General features: G+C 56.0%; 16 protein-coding genes and 1 tRNA gene. 5 read left to right on the plus strand and 12 right to left on the minus strand.

What is annotated here, in order from left to right; genetic code table 11:
- Positions 1-21 precede the first annotated feature (21 nt).
- The 7 genes from ACR0BU_RS14335 to ACR0BU_RS14365 form a co-directional block, all read right to left on the minus strand.
- Positions 22-840: an ATP-binding cassette domain-containing protein gene (locus ACR0BU_RS14335; RefSeq protein WP_298935217.1), complete on the minus strand. Its 819-nt coding sequence runs from the start codon at positions 838-840 to the stop codon at positions 22-24.
- Position 841: 1 nt separating this feature from the next.
- Positions 842-1,966 carry an ABC transporter permease gene (locus tag ACR0BU_RS14340; RefSeq protein WP_480736353.1) on the minus strand — a complete coding sequence of 375 codons (1,125 nt, stop codon included), beginning with the start codon at positions 1,964-1,966 and terminating at the stop codon, positions 842-844.
- 87 nt (positions 1,967-2,053) lie between these two features.
- On the minus strand, positions 2,054-2,995 hold the full coding sequence (locus ACR0BU_RS14345) for a sugar ABC transporter substrate-binding protein (protein WP_480736355.1): 942 nt from the start codon (positions 2,993-2,995) through the stop codon (positions 2,054-2,056).
- Between the two features lie 123 nt (positions 2,996-3,118).
- Complete coding sequence (iolG, locus tag ACR0BU_RS14350) at positions 3,119-4,132, minus strand: inositol 2-dehydrogenase (protein WP_300073071.1); 1,014 nt, start codon at positions 4,130-4,132, stop codon at positions 3,119-3,121.
- Positions 4,133-4,554: 422 nt separating this feature from the next.
- A tRNA-Arg gene (locus tag ACR0BU_RS14355) sits at positions 4,555-4,631 on the minus strand.
- A 21-nt stretch (positions 4,632-4,652) separates the two neighbouring features.
- On the minus strand, positions 4,653-5,129 hold the full coding sequence (locus ACR0BU_RS14360; protein WP_298935220.1) for a GNAT family N-acetyltransferase: 477 nt from the start codon (positions 5,127-5,129) through the stop codon (positions 4,653-4,655).
- Positions 5,130-5,441 (minus strand): ETC complex I subunit, encoded by a 312-nt coding sequence (locus ACR0BU_RS14365; RefSeq protein ID WP_298935221.1) that lies wholly within the window; start codon positions 5,439-5,441, stop codon positions 5,130-5,132.
- Positions 5,442-5,587: 146 nt separating this feature from the next.
- Here ACR0BU_RS14365 and ACR0BU_RS14370 point away from each other — a divergent pair, with 146 nt between their 5' ends.
- The 3 genes from ACR0BU_RS14370 (at position 5,588) to uvrB (ending at position 9,418) form a co-directional block, all read left to right on the plus strand.
- Positions 5,588-6,544 (plus strand): thermonuclease family protein, encoded by a 957-nt coding sequence (locus ACR0BU_RS14370; RefSeq protein ID WP_299080931.1) that lies wholly within the window; start codon positions 5,588-5,590, stop codon positions 6,542-6,544.
- Between the two features lie 144 nt (positions 6,545-6,688).
- Positions 6,689-7,153, plus strand: coding sequence for an SRPBCC family protein (locus tag ACR0BU_RS14375; protein WP_480736357.1), 465 nt, complete (start codon positions 6,689-6,691; stop codon positions 7,151-7,153).
- 78 nt (positions 7,154-7,231) lie between these two features.
- A complete protein-coding gene (uvrB, locus tag ACR0BU_RS14380; RefSeq protein WP_480736358.1) occupies positions 7,232-9,418 on the plus strand; it encodes an excinuclease ABC subunit UvrB in 2,187 nt (728 codons plus the stop codon).
- Between the two features lie 4 nt (positions 9,419-9,422).
- On the opposite strand, the gene ACR0BU_RS14385 is transcribed toward uvrB, so the two are convergent.
- Positions 9,423-9,971 (minus strand): NYN domain-containing protein, encoded by a 549-nt coding sequence (locus tag ACR0BU_RS14385; RefSeq protein WP_480736360.1) that lies wholly within the window; start codon positions 9,969-9,971, stop codon positions 9,423-9,425.
- A 352-nt stretch (positions 9,972-10,323) separates the two neighbouring features.
- Positions 10,324-10,677, minus strand: coding sequence for an MmcQ/YjbR family DNA-binding protein (locus ACR0BU_RS14390; protein ID WP_298935227.1), 354 nt, complete (start codon positions 10,675-10,677; stop codon positions 10,324-10,326).
- Positions 10,678-10,835: 158 nt separating this feature from the next.
- Between ACR0BU_RS14390 and ACR0BU_RS14395 the strand changes: the two genes are divergently transcribed.
- Positions 10,836-11,264 carry an excinuclease ABC subunit B gene (locus tag ACR0BU_RS14395; RefSeq protein ID WP_300073084.1) on the plus strand — a complete coding sequence of 143 codons (429 nt, stop codon included), beginning with the start codon at positions 10,836-10,838 and terminating at the stop codon, positions 11,262-11,264.
- Positions 11,265-11,279: 15 nt separating this feature from the next.
- Here the strand turns inward: ACR0BU_RS14395 and ACR0BU_RS14400 are convergent, their stop codons facing one another.
- Together ACR0BU_RS14400 and ACR0BU_RS14405 are read right to left on the minus strand one after the other, a co-directional pair.
- On the minus strand, positions 11,280-11,522 hold the full coding sequence (locus tag ACR0BU_RS14400) for a TFIIB-type zinc ribbon-containing protein (protein ID WP_480736362.1): 243 nt from the start codon (positions 11,520-11,522) through the stop codon (positions 11,280-11,282).
- A 98-nt stretch (positions 11,523-11,620) separates the two neighbouring features.
- Positions 11,621-12,103: an excalibur calcium-binding domain-containing protein gene (locus ACR0BU_RS14405; protein WP_480736364.1), complete on the minus strand. Its 483-nt coding sequence runs from the start codon at positions 12,101-12,103 to the stop codon at positions 11,621-11,623.
- 41 nt (positions 12,104-12,144) lie between these two features.
- On the opposite strand from ACR0BU_RS14405, the gene ACR0BU_RS14410 reads away from it, so the two are divergent.
- Positions 12,145-12,627: a HugZ family pyridoxamine 5'-phosphate oxidase gene (locus ACR0BU_RS14410; RefSeq protein ID WP_299080911.1), complete on the plus strand. Its 483-nt coding sequence runs from the start codon at positions 12,145-12,147 to the stop codon at positions 12,625-12,627.
- Positions 12,628-12,630: 3 nt separating this feature from the next.
- Here ACR0BU_RS14410 and ACR0BU_RS14415 read toward each other — a convergent pair whose 3' ends face one another.
- On the minus strand, positions 12,631-13,038 hold the full coding sequence (locus ACR0BU_RS14415) for a universal stress protein (RefSeq protein ID WP_299080909.1): 408 nt from the start codon (positions 13,036-13,038) through the stop codon (positions 12,631-12,633).
- Positions 13,039-13,059: the final 21 nt, after the last annotated feature.

The following is a 13,059-nucleotide window of genomic DNA, read 5'->3' on the forward strand; positions in this document are numbered from 1 at the left end:
AACACCCTGATTTCTGCCTGCCTAGACGGTACCGCCCAGCGATCCTTCCAGCTGCGCCATCTCCTGACCCCCGGCCATCAAATCCTGCAACTCTTCCGGCGTGATTTCCCCGCGCTTGGCCGTGCCAAGGGTTTTACCCCTGTTCAGCACAGTAAAGCGGTCGCCGACGGCCAATGCATGCCGCACGTTGTGGCTGATGAAGACAACACCCACACCCTGGCTACGCACCTTGTCGATGGTCGCCAGAACATTCGAAGTCTGTCGTACACCAAGGGCCGAGGTCGGCTCATCAAGGATTAGAATCTTGGCGCCAAAATGCACAGCGCGGGCAATGGCGACCGTTTGGCGCTCGCCCCCTGACAGGGTTCCAACCGCCTGATCTGGTCCACGAAGGTTAATGCCCATCTTTCGCATTTCCTCCATGGTGATTTCATCAGCTTGCTTCTTATCAAAGAAATTGATCCCCGCGACTTTTCGGGTCGGCTCATTTCCCATGAAGAAATTGCGGCTGACGCTCATCAGCGGAATCATAGCAAGGTGCTGGTGCACGGTCGCAATCCCCGCCGAAATTGCATCGCGCGGATCTTCGAAATGCATCGGACGATTCTCAAAGAAGATCTCGCCCGCAGTTGGCTTATGTACACCGGACATCGTCTTGATGAAGGTCGACTTGCCCGCACCATTGTCACCCAGAAGGCAGTGGCACTCACCGGGCCTCAGATCAAAACTCACACCAGCTAGGGCAATTACCGAACCAAAGTGCTTTTCGATATTCACCATTCTGATGATCGGTTCTTTCTGATCTGCATCGCCGTGATGGAATTTGCTGTCTTCAGTCATCTCAGCGTTCTCCTGTGATGATGCGGCGGATGTATGTGTTCAGGATCACCGCGCCCAAAAGTATGACGCCCAGGAACACTCGGAACAGAGAGCTTTCAACCCCGGCAAAGAACAGCCCCTGCTGCACCACGCCAAAGATCAACGCCCCAAGTGCGGCCCCCAATACCGAGCCGTAGCCGCCGGTCAGCAATGCGCCGCCGATAACCACAGCGATGATTGCTTCGAACTCTTTCAACAGGCCGCGATCGGCCCCGGCAGAGCCGAATTCCATAACCTGACAGGTCGCGAAGACTGTTGCGCAGAAGGCAGTGAACATGAACATCAGTATCTTGACCTTGTTCACCGGAACACCAGAGTTTCGGGCCGCTTCGGCGTCGCCACCAGCCGCGAAAATCCAGTTCCCAAACTTGGTTTTGGTCAACAACACATGGCCAAAGATAATAAGCCCGATGGCCCATATGATCAGCATTGGTATCCCGTCAACAACGGGCTGCCCTTCGCGTGTTCCGCGTTCGAACGTAGCAATGATCCCTGTGTCACCCAGCCACGCAAAGAAACCCTGACCAATCTTGCCGCCAAACACGGACGCCAGCCAGTCGCCTTCGGCCGTATCCTTGATACCGCCAATGATGGTTTTGCGTTCGATTGTCTGTGGCAGGAAGATGGTAAAACCGCGCAGAATAAACAGGAATGCAAGCGTCACGATAAAACTCGGAAGACCGGTTCGAACGACAATAAAGCCATTGAGCGCGCCGATAGAGACACAGAGGACAAAGGTCACAATGATCGCCATCCAGACAGGCCAGCTCATCGTGACCGAGAATATCGCGATCATCATACCGGCGAAGCCGATCATTGATCCCACTGATAGGTCAAACTCACCAGCAATCATCAGCAGGCATGCCCCGACTGCGATAATCATGAATTGCGCCGAAACGATGGACCAGTTTAGAACGCCCTGACTGTTGAACATTCCGCTGTCAAAAGCAAAAAGCAGGAAAAACGTGAAGACAGCAACTGTGCCCACCATACCGCCCAGTTCCGGACGGATCAGGGCCTGACGCAGGGGTGAGATTTGTTTGATTCGTTCGTCATCGCCTGTCGTGGATTGCGCCGACTCAGCCATTTTTATCCTCCCTCAAGCGGTCTTCTGAGAATTGGAAAACAAGGTTGGTACGGGCGCGCATTTGTTGCGCCCGCACCTAAGTGAAGATCAGCGGTACTCGCCCGCAAATTCTTCAATTTTGGTCAGGCCATCAGCGGTTACAAAGCCGGGGCCCGAGTTGATGTTGTTGCCCGGCAGAACGCCGTAACGGTGGTAGTTGGTCATTACAACAACCGGCAGGTACGCCTGCAAGAAGGGCTGCTGATCGATGCCCCACTGGATGGTGCCGTCCTTGATTGCTTTGACAATTTCACCACCCAGATCGAAGGTGCCGAAATAGATGTCACCGGCCATGCCATTTTCCTGCAAAGCAAGGATGGTCGGGTCGGCAGAAACAGGGCCAAGCGTCAGAACTGCGTCTGTGTCTGGGTTCGCCGACAGATAGGCCAGAACCCGGTTTTTTATTTCCGCAGGGTCCTGACCTGCGTCAATCATTTGCTCGCCCAGCTCAATTCCCAGACCATCGGCAAAGCCCTGGCACCGCTCTTGGCTGGACGGCTGCACAATGTAATGGTTCACGCACAGGAACGACCCAATGCCATCGCCCTTGGCCTTTTGACCTGCGGCAAAGCCGGCATCATATTCGGGCTGGCCGACATACATCAGTGCACCAATTTCACGGGCTTTTTCAGGCGTACCGGTGTTCATGATGATGACATCGATCCCGGAATCAACCGCGGCCTTGATCGGACCTTCCAGAATGTCTGGGTCCGCCAGAGTTGTGATGATGCCGTTGGGCCCAGATGCCGCCGCCTGATCGATGATCCGCGCCATATCGGCAAGGTCTCCGGTGGGGGGATTGCGATATTCGACTTCGACACCCATCTGCTCACCCGCCAAGGCGATGCCGTTCTTGATTGTGTTCCACCAGCTGTCGCTGTCAGGTGCGTGGCTGACCAGAATGTACTTCTCGCCTTCCGCCGCAGCACCGGTCGCTGCGCCAAGCGCGACCGCGCTTGCCATTAATACCCCTTTTACGAACATTTTCATTTCCATTCCTCCCATTAGAACAGTTTGTCTTGTCGCCGGGGTCTTAACCCCAATAGTTCGGCACAGCCGAATCTCTGACGCTCCAACCCAAGGCCGAGCTGTGTTCAGTTTGAAGAAATCCGATCATTTTGCAACCGGTTTCAAAATTTCATCCATTCGCACTGGCCCGCCAGACTGGACTGAGCGCGTTGCTGCCTCGGCCATCGCCAGCGCCGCGACGCCATCCTCCAGCGTCACGGGCACCTTTGCGCCGGACAGCGCCGCCTCGACAAAAGCGGCCCATTCTGCCTGATAGGCCGGCATATAGCGTTCAAGGAAAAAGTAGGTCGGCTTGGCCGCTATGACGCCATCGGCTGTAGACTTGACCATTGTGTTTTCCAGCATGTTCTGCGCTTGTAATAGCCCTTCGGACCCCAGCATCTCGACCCGCTGATCATAGCCATATGCAGCCCGGCGCGAATTCTTGATGACGGCAATCCGGCCATCTGCATAAGTCATTGTAACAACTGCGGTATCAACGTCGCCGGCATGACCGATTTCAGCATCAATGATCGAAGACCCAACAGCAGAGATAACCGTTGGCACATCTCCCATCAGGTAGTTGGCCATATCAAAATCATGGATCATCATGTCCCGGAACAACCCCCCCGACACCTTGATATAGCTTACAGGTGGCGGTGCCGGATCAAAGGAGGTGATCGACAGCAATTCGGTTTTGCCGATCTCACCCGCGTTGGCGGCTGTTTTGATCGCCGAAAAGCTGGGATCAAATCGACGGTTGAATCCGATCATCACCGGTAGCCCGTGGATCGCAACATTTACCTGACATGCAATGGCCCGCTCCAAATCCAGATCAACAGGCTTTTCACACAAAACAGCCTTGCCCGAGCTGGTCGCTGCTTCAATCAGGTCAGAATGTGTATCTGTCGGCGTCGCAATTAGAATCGCATCAATGTCAGAATCCGCAATGATCTCGTCCGAGTTGCGCACTTTGGCACCATGCGCGTCCGCAAGATCAGCGGCTGCTTCGGGCACCGCGTCAGAGACCGCGCAAAGCCTGCTGCGCGGATGGGCAGAAATGGCCTGCGCATGAACGCGACCGATGCGCCCAGCGCCCAGCAGTCCAACCTTCAGCATTCAACTCTCCCGAATCCTTGTTGGACCCAACAATGAGTTTCTTTGCAACCGGTTGCAAGAATTATTTCACGGGACACGCCTAATAGCGTTAGAAACACCTTCCAACCCGCCGCTTGGGGCCTCAGCTGCTCGCCAATCAGTTGCTCCCACATAGGTCCGCGAAGCAGCGATGTTTCCTAGCAGAGCGCAAAGAAATGACGGCTTAGGACACCTAATTTCAACAACTACGGGAATCCCCCAATTTATTGAGTCGTTAACCTAGGCTAAGTTGGATTTACTGGAACACACTACCACTCAACGACCCCCTTGATGAGGGGCTGGCCTGACCCCCTCACCCAGCCCCTCAGACCTCCCCAAAAGTAAAATAAACCAAGCACGGTGCGCTCGCACTTGCGGTACTTATTGGGCAATAAAGTCTGAAATGGCGATCCCTGAAGGACTCGAACCCTCAACCTGCTGATTAGAAGTCAGCTGCTCTATCCAGTTGAGCTAAGGGACCGCTGGGTTCTTCTTGCTGCTTTTACGACCGAGGTTCAAGAGCCAAGCGCATGAAGGCGCTGTTCGGGTCATGGTCGTACCCATAGATCGGTTCGCAGTAGGAATAGCCGAGTGTCTCATAGAGCTTGCGTGCGGCATCATATTCCGTCAGATGCGCGGCACCTGTTTCCAGAACCAGCGCCAATATGCCCTCGGCCCGCGCCATGTCGGTGAGATGAGTCATCATCACGCGCGCTAGGCCGCGGCCGCGCGCGGTTGCCAGAATATGGACCGATTTTACTTCGGCAGTGTGATCAGGCAACGTTTTAAGCGCGCCACACCCCAGGGGTTGTCCCTCATCATAGAGGGCAAAGAACCGAATACCCGGCTCTCGCAGAGCATCAACATCCAAGGTGTGATTCGAGGTTTGCGGCGTCGCATCCCAACTATGGGCAAGATGCGCCTCAATGATAGGTCGCAGATCCTCTGCGCCGGGGTCAGCCTCGCGGATATCGATCATTCAGTGCGTCCAGGGACCACGCCGATCGGTCGCAAAATTCTCGCCATACCCACGCGCCCGCAAGTTCGGCTTGCGCTTATGCGGCTCGCTGACCTGAGCGTCGATCCCATTGTCTTTGGCGTAATCCAGCGCTTCTTCCTTGGTGTCGAATTTCAAACGCACTTGGGTTTGGGTATCGTTGGACGAAGTCCACCCCATCAACGGATCAACCTCGCGCGCCGAAGACGGGGCATATTCCAGAACCCATTTCCGGGTCTTTGCCATGCCCGAAGTCATCGCATTCCGTGAAGGTTGGTAGATCCTTGCGCGCATGTCGCCTCTCCGTAGTACTCACTTGGCTGTGCCTGTTTATGCGTCAGAGTGCGGGCCGGGACAAGATTGCAATTGTCACAGTTAACAATCTGTCGTCCCGCCATGGTAGACTGGCCCTGTTTATTTATGCCATTTGGAGGAATCTTATGTCTGGCACATCATTTACAGCCAAAGTGGACCGTGTGGTCGACGGCGACACCGTTCGCGTCTTTCTGGATGACGACAGCGACAATAGCGAAAGCCTGCGCGTTCTGGCTTTGGACACCGAAGAGGTGTTTGCTGGCAGCAAGCCCGTCACCCCATTGGGTCAGGCTGCATCTGACCGCGCCAAGGAACTGATCACGCCAGGCGATACCGTGAAACTGATCCTGCCCGGAACCGAACCCCGTGAAGAGGCCTTGCAGAAATACCGTGGAAATTTCGGCCGTGTGTTGTGCTATCTGGAGTTGGAGGACGGCACAGACTTTCAACAGGTGATGATTCAGGAAGGCTTGTCGCCTTACTTCCAGAAATATGGGTATGCAGAATTCGCCCATCTACACGATCGCTACCGAGATGCCGAGCGCCGGGCCCAGACCGCAAAGCTTGGGATCTGGGACCAGGTCGCCAACAACGGCTCGGTCATGCGAAACTATGCGCCCCTGACCACATGGTGGGACCTGCGCGCCCGGATCATTGAAGGCTACCGCGATATCAAACGCCGCAATCCGCAGATCAACATGTTCAATACCCGGCTGGATTATGACCGGCTGGTCGAAATTGCCAAAGCCGGGCAGGAAACCACCGTGTTCATCGAGCTGCGCGATTTTACCCCAACCTCGGGGGATCACATACTGTTCAACACAGGCAGTCTGACCCAGCCCTATCAACTGTTCATTCCAAACGGGAACATGGGCGGCGGCGAGGATGTGATGAACCTGATCCTCACACGCTATCGTGCAGATGGAGAAGACGTCCCGCGTCGATCTTATGCCTATGTCACAGGCGCAACCAAGATGTTCCCGGACAACGATACGGGACGACCCGAGATCATCGTGACCGATCCAGCGCAAATTACGGATTGGCCGGATGTGGCCTTGGAACGCGTTGGATTGTCCGGCTGAACGATAAAATGCTCTGCAACAAATCCATCCGACAATCCCGGATGGCCCTGACTCAGCTGCCAACGTATTGTGACGCTGCTAATGACAATTTCTGTCGTGAGCGGCGTCTAGACATTCCGTAGCTTTCAAATCGGGACAACCACTATGATTCGCAAAGAATGCAAACTGGATATCGATGCGACACCCGATGCAGTATGGGCTGTCTTAGGCCGCTACATGCATATCGACGAATTCGCCCCGGCGGTCACATCGGTGGATGCGTTGACAGATGGCACAGACGGGATCGGATCGCGCCGGCGCTGTCACTTCGAAAACGGGACGTCGGTCGTCGAGGAAGTCACCAGTTGGCAGGCCCGCCACGGATATGGCGTGCGGCTGAGCGAAATGGACGCCATGCCCCTGCACGAGGCTAGCGCTGCGCTGGTCCTAGAACCATTGCCGGGCGACGGTACTCGTGTGATTTGGGGCATGGACTACCGGGTCAAATACGGTCCTTTGGGATGGCTGCTGGGGCAGACCCTGATGAAGATGATGATGGGCAAAGTTCTGGATGCCAATCTGAACGGACTTGCCGAAAAACTACGTCGTGACGTGGTTTCGACATCCTAAGCCGTCATCACATCTCCTTCAGCCCTTGCAGTTGGACAAAATAAGAACAAATGTAGAGGCCTGACCCGGAGCCTGCCCATGCCTTACGCCCATTCTGACAAGACCCAAATGACCACCGAGGACGTGCGCGCGCGCCTGAAACTGGAAGGCGGCAAGCAATTCGTGATGCATACAGAATTTGCGCCCGCAGGCGACCAGCCGACAGCGATCAAGGAATTAACCAGCGGAGTGCTGGATGGTGAACGCGAACAGGTCCTGCTGGGCGCGACCGGGACCGGTAAGACCTTCACCATGGCCAAGGTGATCGAGGAAACCCAGCGCCCCGCCATCATCCTTGCGCCCAACAAGACACTGGCGGCGCAACTGTATGGCGAATTCAAAGGCTTCTTTCCCGAAAATTCCGTAGAATACTTCGTGTCCTACTACGACTACTACCAGCCCGAGGCCTATGTCGCGCGGTCAGACACCTATATCGAAAAAGAATCCCAGATCAACGAACAGATCGACCGGATGCGCCACTCGGCCACGCGGGCGCTGCTGGAGCGGGATGATGTGATCATCGTCGCCTCGGTGTCGTGCATATACGGTATCGGTTCGGTCGAAACCTATGGGGCGATGACACAGGATTTGAAAGTCGGCGGCGAATACGACCAGCGCCAGATCATGGCCGATCTGGTCGCCCAGCAATATCGCCGCAACGATCAGGCCTTCCAGCGCGGCTCGTTCCGCGTGCGCGGCGACAGCCTCGAAATCTGGCCCGCCCACCTAGAAGACCGCGCCTGGAAGTTCTCGTTCTTCGGCGAAGAACTTGAAACCATTACCGAGTTTGACCCCCTGACCGGCGAACGCGCCGCGAATATGGAGCAGGTGCGAGTCTACGCCAACTCCCACTACGTGACGCCGAAACCAACGATGAACCAAGCGATCATCGGCATCAAAAAGGAACTGCGCATCCGGCTGGATCAACTGGTCGGCGAAGGCAAACTGCTGGAAGCGCAACGACTGGAACAACGCACCAATTTCGATCTGGAAATGCTTGAGGCCACCGGCGTCTGCAACGGGATCGAGAACTATTCGCGCTATCTGACAGGCCGTGCGCCGGGTGAACCGCCCCCTACCCTGTTCGAATTCATCCCCGACAACGCCATCGTGTTTGCAGATGAATCCCACGTCAGCGTGCCGCAGATCGGCGGCATGTACCGGGGCGACTATCGGCGCAAATTCACCCTGGCCGAACACGGGTTCCGCCTGCCGTCCTGCATGGACAACCGTCCCCTCAAATTCGAGGAATGGGACGCCATGCGCCCGCAATCCGTTTTCGTTTCGGCCACCCCGGCCAAGTGGGAGATTGAACAGACCGGCGGCGTCTTCACCGAACAGGTGATCCGCCCGACGGGCCTGCTGGACCCCGAGGTAGAAATCCGCCCTGTCGGCATGCAGGTTGACGATTTGCTGGACGAAGTGCGCAAGGTCGCCGCCGATGGCTACCGAACGCTGGTCACTACGCTGACCAAGCGCATGGCCGAGGATTTGACCGAATACATGCACGAACAGGGCATCAGGGTCCGCTACATGCACTCGGACATCGACACGCTGGAACGCATCGAAATCCTGCGCGACCTGCGGTTGGGCGCGTTCGACGTGCTGATCGGCATTAACCTGCTGCGCGAAGGGCTCGACATCCCCGAATGTGGGCTGGTTGCCATTCTGGACGCGGATAAAGAGGGCTTTCTGCGATCGGAAACCTCACTGATCCAGACCATCGGACGCGCCGCGCGGAACGCCGACGGGCGGGTGATCATGTATGCCGACAAGATCACCGGCTCGATGGAACGCGCGCTTGGCGAAACCAATCGCCGCCGCGCCAAGCAGGTCGCCTATAACGAGGAACACGGCATCACCCCCGCAACGGTGAAAAAGAATGTCGAGGACGTTCTGGCCGGGCTCTATCAGGGCGACGTCGACATGAACCGCGTCACCGCCACCATCGACAAACCGATGCACGGCGCCAACCTTGAGGCCCATCTGGACGGTCTGCGCGACAAGATGCGCAAAGCCGCCGAGAACCTTGAGTTCGAAGAGGCCGCCAACATCCGGGATGAGATCAAACGTCTGGAAGCCGTCGATCTGGCCATCGCCGACGACCCCATGGCACGCCAATGGGCGGTCGAGAAAGCCTCGGAAGACGCGGTGAAGTCACGCGGGCGGTCAACGGCTGGCAGACCGGGGCAGCGGGGTGGGAATGTGAAGCGGCGGAAGCGGTAGTGCCTTACTTCAAGTGAACGCACTTGTTTCTGATTCCACCCCGCAAAAACAAGTCTTGCTGAGCTACTTGGGGAAAACGTTCTTGCCAATCTCTGAACCGATCATTCGTCACTATTAATGCCCTCAACCTTTCCGCATCGCTGATTAACAACGGGTCAGCAGGTGTTCCTTTTGGCGCAACTGATATTCGGCCTGCTGGGTATCGAAGAGCTTTTGATAGTTTGGCAGGGTTCATGTAGTGACCCGCAACCAAGTAGCCAACATTCGCGTCGAACCACAGTAACGGTACAAACCCATCTAGAACTAGCTTTTCAACAACTAATCTGACTGAATACAAAGTTGGCTCATCGTTTTCCCAATAGAGCACATTTGATCCATCAACGACGACCCAGTTAATCCGTTTTCGAAGTCTGAGTCTCAGCAGCAGAATCACTGCCAGAACAACACCGATAGCTCCCAGTAGAAGCGGTAGAGTCAATATCGGGCCGGATGTCATCACCGACCAAAATGCTAAACCAACCGATAAAAGTAGAAGTAGCGACAATCCAATCATACTGGGGTTGATAACGAGTTTGTAAGGCTCTGCAATACCTCGAATGCTGAAAGTTTCTATGAGGATAGCCCGGGCAGGCCGCCCAACACTTCGACCTCAATTTTTAGGCGATCAATATGGCTTGCGGCTTCAAGACCGCCTCACACTTCAAACTTGCAGCCCAGCGCTCCCTCCTTCACGTTTGAAATCACAAATTGTGATTCCAAACGGTTGCCTTGACGAACCCGGACACCCTGCCCAGCACGCGTGAAGTCCAAAACGCCATTCACCGGGTGCGAGGCACCCGCGTGGTACCGGCCGAGGATCTGGCGCAACTCTCAGGAAAATCCGTCAGCGCCGTTGCTCTCCCGTTCTAAACCCCCAACTCCGCCCGCGCCTTCTTGGTCAACTTGGCCACAACCAATTCATAAGACGTCACGATATGCTCACGCAGCGAGGTGTCGCTCATGCCACGTTCCTCGTAAACCTGTAGCCATTTCATCCCCCGGGACGCCAGATAGGGGGCCGGGCGGATGCCGGGCTCATCGCTCAATACCTCAAAGGCCAGATCAGTGGCCTTGAAGGTGAACGCGTCTTTCCCGTCATTCCAGCCACACAGCGCAAACACCTTGCCGCCCACCTTCCACACATCCGCATTGCCCCATTGCACCACATGGCTGGTGGCTTTGAGGCTGGAACAGAAGGTATTGAATTCATCGCGGGTCATGGGGCCAATCTGAGCGTACTTAGTGGTGCAAGACAAGCGCTTGCGTTCTATCGAAGACAGAACTCAACGATCAGAGTTCCCGAAGCCACGGCACTGCTGATCCGTGGTCCGAACCCTGTTGAACTTGCCAATTCCCAGCCCTCAGCTAGTTTCAGCAGATGCGCGTACTTCTTATCAGCCTTCTCGTCGGTACACCCGCCCATGCTTGGGAGGCCACCGTAGGTGAGATTTGCACGCTGGCCCATGACACTGATGACGCAGGTATCTTCCTGACTTACGATCCGGCACAGCCGCTGTATACGCTGACGGTCACTCGGAAAACCGACACGTGGACAGTGACCCCCTGGTTTGCGATGCGGTTCAGTGGGCGTAACCCGATCGAAATCGCAACACCGCGCCATGTCCTTTCACCCGACACCTATTCACTTGGCGTCAGTGACGCAGGGTTTGGGAACGTCCTTGATGGGTTGGAATACAATGACATGGCCTACGCCTTCACGCAGGACCGTATCACCGAGTTTCCGCTAAACGGCGCCGCGCCCGAAGTGCGCAAGTTTCGCGACTGCGCAGGCGGGCAGCTGTCGTGACCTCGTCTGAGTTGGTTAGAAATCGAATAGCTCATCCAAAAAACCGCCGCGCTTTTTCTTCTTGCGATACCCATGATCTGAGCGGTCGTCATAGCCCTGCTGAGGTGGTGGTGGAGGGGTATGGGCTGCGGACCGGTCAATGATTTTGTCCAACTCACCCCGGTCCAACCAAACGCCACGACATTGCGGGCAATAGTCGATCTCGACCCCGCTGCGTTCGGCAATCACCAAATTGGTGCCATCAATCGGACATTTCATCAGACGTTCTCCCATAGCTGTGCGGGTCAGATGGGAAGGATCGGGCTGATTTTCATCCCGGTTGCGGCCAAGTGCCCCGGTCCGGCAAGGCAAGCGGATCAGGGTCGCACGAATTTGGCGTTACCAACCGTGCGGTTCGCAGGCGCCGAACTGGTCGGCGGTATCGCCTGCTGGGTGAAGGCCGGAGCGAACTTTTCACAGGACACACCATCCCCATCCGCATCGTAGCGCTTGTGGTAGCCCGGCTGACCCTTACGAAACGGGCCAAATCCGATGGCGTCCGCAGCATCACATCCGGCCAAAGCGATCAGGTGCAGCACAGCGTCGTTACGGTCATAGTCAGAGATCCGCAGAAACATACCGGCCGCAAACACTGCGGTGGTCAGCGGCAGAAAAAGCACCATGATCAGGATGCGCACGGGGGACAGGGCCTTTCGACGCATGGCGTCGGCCCGACGGTGCCGTTTGGACGAACGCGGGTTGAGATCGCTCTCGTTTCGTGCAGGTTTTCCGAACAACATGCTGTCAGGATACTCCGGATATGTGGCAACAGTTGGACTGGTCCCAAGTAGATCAGGCATCTATCAATGGCAATTAGTGATTGTTCCCGGAACCACCCGACATGACCAAAACCGACCCGTTCCAACCAATGGACGCCACCGCCCGTAGTCAGGCGAAAGAACTGATCACCGACGCAACATTTGCTGCGCTGGCGGTTCTGCGTCCGGACAGCTTATTGCCATCAGTCTCTCGTATCGCGCTGGCCACGGATGACGCTGGGCGCCCGGTATCTCTGATTTCGACCCTTGCGGATCATACTCAAGCGCTGCGGGCAAATTCGTCTTGCGCCCTTCTGATTGGTGAGCCCGCCGACAAAGGCGATCCGCTGACCCATCCTCGGTTAACACTCCATGCAATCGCACGGCTGGTTCCGAAGGAAACGCCAGAGCACAACAGATTGCGCGCAAGATATCTAAGCTTACGCCCAAAGGCGAAGCTCTATGTCGATTTCGCCGATTTCAGCTTTGTCCATTTTGACGTTCAGGATGGCGTTCTGAACGGCGGGTTTGGCAAGGCATACCGCCTTGCCCCTGACGATCTGTAACCCTCACCGCACCACGTGCACAGCACATTTTGCGTGGCGCACCACATGCGACGCCGTCGAGCCCAACAAAAGATCCTGCATTCCCGGCCTGTGCGAGGCCATGATGATCAGATCCGGTTTGTGTTCTTCCGACCAATCCAAGATCGTTCTGCCCGAATGGCCTTCTACTACCAAGCCCGTCGCATTGGGCAGTTTTGCGGCCATATTGTCCAATTCGGTTTGGATCGCCTTGCGCGCTTCCGTCAAATACTCGGCAGGCATGTAGGAAATTGCATAATTCGGAATATGCTCAACCACATGCATCAACGTCACCTGCGCATCTGGCGTCGCCAGAACTTCGGCCAGTTTCAGCGAACCGGAAGTATCTCGTTCGGTATCAAACGAAATGGGGACAAGAATGTTATGATACATGCTGCAGTCCTCCTTTTTATA

The sequence above is a fragment of the Ruegeria sp. CK2 genome, assembly GCF_056536585.1.

What these genes read in the sequence shown, in the direction of transcription:
- ACR0BU_RS14340 (WP_480736353.1), bottom strand. Translation starts at nt 1,966, where the DNA reads ATGGCTGAGTCGGCGCAATCCACGACAGGCGATGACGAACGAATCAAA.
- ACR0BU_RS14345 (WP_480736355.1), bottom strand. Translation starts at nt 2,995, where the DNA reads ATGAAAATGTTCGTAAAAGGGGTATTAATGGCAAGCGCGGTCGCGCTT.
- ACR0BU_RS14360 (WP_298935220.1), bottom strand. Translation starts at nt 5,129, where the DNA reads ATGATCGATATCCGCGAGGCTGACCCCGGCGCAGAGGATCTGCGACCT.
- ACR0BU_RS14390 (WP_298935227.1), bottom strand. Translation starts at nt 10,677, where the DNA reads ATGACCCGCGATGAATTCAATACCTTCTGTTCCAGCCTCAAAGCCACC.
- ACR0BU_RS14395 (WP_300073084.1), top strand. Translation starts at nt 10,836, where the DNA reads ATGCGCGTACTTCTTATCAGCCTTCTCGTCGGTACACCCGCCCATGCT.
- ACR0BU_RS14410 (WP_299080911.1), top strand. Translation starts at nt 12,145, where the DNA reads ATGACCAAAACCGACCCGTTCCAACCAATGGACGCCACCGCCCGTAGT.
- ACR0BU_RS14400 (WP_480736362.1), bottom strand. Translation starts at nt 11,522, where the DNA reads ATGAAATGTCCGATTGATGGCACCAATTTGGTGATTGCCGAACGCAGC.
- ACR0BU_RS14365 (WP_298935221.1), bottom strand. Translation starts at nt 5,441, where the DNA reads ATGCGCGCAAGGATCTACCAACCTTCACGGAATGCGATGACTTCGGGC.
- iolG (WP_300073071.1), bottom strand. Translation starts at nt 4,132, where the DNA reads ATGCTGAAGGTTGGACTGCTGGGCGCTGGGCGCATCGGTCGCGTTCAT.
- ACR0BU_RS14370 (WP_299080931.1), top strand. Translation starts at nt 5,588, where the DNA reads ATGTCTGGCACATCATTTACAGCCAAAGTGGACCGTGTGGTCGACGGC.
- ACR0BU_RS14405 (WP_480736364.1), bottom strand. Translation starts at nt 12,103, where the DNA reads ATGCCTGATCTACTTGGGACCAGTCCAACTGTTGCCACATATCCGGAG.
- ACR0BU_RS14335 (WP_298935217.1), bottom strand. Translation starts at nt 840, where the DNA reads ATGACTGAAGACAGCAAATTCCATCACGGCGATGCAGATCAGAAAGAA.
- ACR0BU_RS14415 (WP_299080909.1), bottom strand. Translation starts at nt 13,038, where the DNA reads ATGTATCATAACATTCTTGTCCCCATTTCGTTTGATACCGAACGAGAT.
- ACR0BU_RS14385 (WP_480736360.1), bottom strand. Translation starts at nt 9,971, where the DNA reads ATGATTGGATTGTCGCTACTTCTACTTTTATCGGTTGGTTTAGCATTT.
- ACR0BU_RS14375 (WP_480736357.1), top strand. Translation starts at nt 6,689, where the DNA reads ATGATTCGCAAAGAATGCAAACTGGATATCGATGCGACACCCGATGCA.
- uvrB (WP_480736358.1), top strand. Translation starts at nt 7,232, where the DNA reads ATGCCTTACGCCCATTCTGACAAGACCCAAATGACCACCGAGGACGTG.